The organism is Mesorhizobium sp. M7A.F.Ca.CA.002.09.1.1, assembly GCF_003998555.1.
GTDB classification, from domain to species: domain Bacteria; phylum Pseudomonadota; class Alphaproteobacteria; order Rhizobiales; family Rhizobiaceae; genus Mesorhizobium; species Mesorhizobium ciceri.
Map to the genome: position 1 here is coordinate 1 of NZ_RZRR01000903.1, position 2,237 is coordinate 2,237.

The window sequence follows — 2,237 nt, forward strand, 5'->3', positions numbered from 1 at the left end:
CGAGCGCACCATGCTGCATCTGCCCGGGCCGATCTTTCCGTTTCAGGGCGGCATGGAGGTGTCTTTTGTCGGCCTTGCCGGCTGGGTGGCGATCGGCGTTTGTGCAGGACTTCTGTCGGGACTGCTGACGCAGATGGTCTATGCCTGCGAGGACGGTTTTCAGAAGCTGCCGATCCACTGGATGTGGTGGCCGATGCTTGGCGGCCTGGTGGTCGGCATAGGCGGGCTGATCGAACCGCACGCGCTCGGTGTCGGCTATGACAACATCACCGACATGCTGGATGGCCGCACCGTCGCGACGGCGGCACTCCTGCTGCTGGTGGTCAAGGCGATCATCTGGTCGGTAGCGCTCGGCTCGGGAACGTCGGGAGGTGTGCTGGCGCCGCTGTTGATCATGGGCGGGGCTATGGGCGCTGTGCTCGCCGGCGTTCTGCCTGCCGCGGATCCGGGTTTCTGGGCGCTGCTGGCAATGGCCGCCACCATGGGCGGCACGATGCGCGCGCCGCTGACCGCCACGTTCTTCGCCGTCGAACTGACCGGCAACACACATATGCTGGTGCCGCTGATTGCCGCCTGCGCCGCGGCGCATGCCGTGACCGTGCTTCTGATGAAGCGTTCGATCCTGACCGAAAAGATCGCCAGAAGGGGACACCATCTGGTTCGCGAATACCGTGTCGACCCTTTCGCCCTGACCAGGGTGCGCGAGGTGATGACGTCGCAGGTCGAAAGCGTGCCGGCGACGATGACGCTGCATGGCGCAGCAGCGTTCCTGACGGCGCCGGAAACACGGCATCCGAGTTTCCCGGTGGTCGACGAGAACGGTCAGGTGCTGGGCCTCATCGATCCGCCGGCGATCTTGCGCTGGAGACGCGCCGGCACGCACCGCACCACCACGCTTGGCGCGTTGCTGGCCGGCAGCAAGGTGACGCTGGCCTATCCGGACGAATATCTCGAAGGCCTCTCCGACAAGCTGCTGATGGCCAACGTCTCCCATCTGCCCGTCGTCACTCGCGAAGGCTCGTTGCTGGTCGGCTATGTCGGCTGGAAGGATCTGATGCGCGTGCGGTCCAGGAAACAGGCCGAGGAGCGCGAGCGTTCGACCTTGCTTGGCTTTGGCACCAGACGCAGGAAAAAGGACGACGCGGTCGAAAGCCTTTAGATGCTCTCTCCTCGCTTCGCCCACTCCAGCACATGGAGCCTCAACGCCGAGGACAGGTTGGTGTCGCGGGGCCGCGTCTCGTCGACTTCGGCGACAAGAGCAGCGAGCGTCAGCTCCCTGGTCGCCGCGATCGCGACGAGGTCGTCATAGAAGGGCTTTTCAAGCGAGTAGCTGGTGCGGTGGCCGCGAATGGTCACCGAACGCTTTTCGACCGGGCTCATTGACGGCCGGGGTCGCCGGGCTTTTCACGACGATGCCCGGCAACGAATTTTTCGCTCTTGTCGGCGGCGACGCGGTCGCGTTCCTTTTCGGCCTTGGAGCGGCCGTGCAGCGCGCGGTTCTGTTCGGCGGCGCGCAGCTTTTCGTCCCGCGCCTTTTGCTTGCGGGCCTGGCGGAGATTGACGATTTCGGCCACGGCGTAAGTCGCCGGCCTATTTCTTGCGGAAGGCGTCGAGCGAGACCACTTCGGCGCCCTTGGTGGCGGCGTCCGCGGCCGCGGGCTTCTTCTCCGCCTCCGCGGCGGCCTTCTTCTCGGCCTTCGGCTTTTTCTCGGAGACGATGGTCAACGGCTCCGGAGTTGGCGCAGCCGGTTCATCGGCTGCCGCACCATCCGTCTTGACGTCGAATTCGAGTTCGAAATTGACCGAGGGATCGTAGAAGCCGCGCACGGCCGAGAACGGGATTTCGAGTTTTTCCGGCACATCGGAGAAGGACAGGCCAACCTCGAAGCCGGTATCGGTCACCTTCAGGTCCCAATACTGGAACTGAATGACGATGGTCATCTGCTCGGGATAGCGCTCGCGCAGCCGCGAAGACACGCGTACGCCCGGCGCGCCGGTCAGGAAGGTGATGAAGAAGTGGTGGTTGCCGGGGAGGCCGGTGCGCGCGACCTCGGCCAGGACCTTGCGCATGACGCCGCGCAACGCCTCCTGGGCCAGAATGTCGTAGCGGATGTGGTCGTCGGCCATGTGGCGGTCGGGTTCCGTTGAATCGTCCGCATAGCTGTAATCAAGCTTGAGCGCGGCGTAAACCGCATATAGATCACCCTCGCGCGGAAGCGAAGACTATTGCCAGCGAT

At 64.3% G+C, this 2,237-nt stretch carries 4 protein-coding genes; 1 reads left to right on the plus strand and 3 read right to left on the minus strand.

The features are described from left to right. Window positions 1–1,159, plus strand: a 1,159-nt coding sequence (locus EN994_RS28100; protein WP_127307993.1) for a chloride channel protein, incomplete at its 5' end; no start/stop codon positions are given. On the opposite strand, the gene EN994_RS28105 is transcribed toward EN994_RS28100, so the two are convergent. Genes EN994_RS28105 through EN994_RS28115 form a run of 3 tightly spaced genes read right to left on the minus strand, consistent with a single transcriptional unit; the run spans window position 1,156 to window position 2,127 of the window. After that, window positions 1,156–1,380: a ribbon-helix-helix domain-containing protein gene (locus EN994_RS28105; RefSeq protein WP_013531014.1), complete on the minus strand. Its 225-nt coding sequence runs from the start codon at window positions 1,378–1,380 to the stop codon at window positions 1,156–1,158. The two genes, EN994_RS28100 and EN994_RS28105, sit on opposite strands and share 4 nt — an antisense overlap. Continuing rightward, on the minus strand, window positions 1,377–1,574 hold the full coding sequence (locus tag EN994_RS28110) for a DUF4169 family protein (protein ID WP_024501426.1): 198 nt from the start codon (window positions 1,572–1,574) through the stop codon (window positions 1,377–1,379). Before EN994_RS28110 ends, EN994_RS28105 begins: the two co-directional genes overlap by 4 nt. A gap of 16 nt (window positions 1,575–1,590) precedes the next feature. Next, the gene (locus EN994_RS28115; RefSeq protein ID WP_013531016.1) at window positions 1,591–2,127 is read right to left on the minus strand and encodes an SspB family protein; all 537 of its coding nucleotides are present in this window, start codon (window positions 2,125–2,127) and stop codon (window positions 1,591–1,593) included. Between the last annotated feature and the right edge of the window lie 110 nt (window positions 2,128–2,237).

Bases quoted from the DNA above. Each gene is read 5' to 3' on its own strand.
- EN994_RS28105 (WP_013531014.1), bottom strand. From the start codon at position 1,380: ATGAGCCCGGTCGAAAAGCGTTCGGTGACCATTCGCGGCCACCGCACC.
- EN994_RS28115 (WP_013531016.1), bottom strand. From the start codon at position 2,127: ATGGCCGACGACCACATCCGCTACGACATTCTGGCCCAGGAGGCGTTG.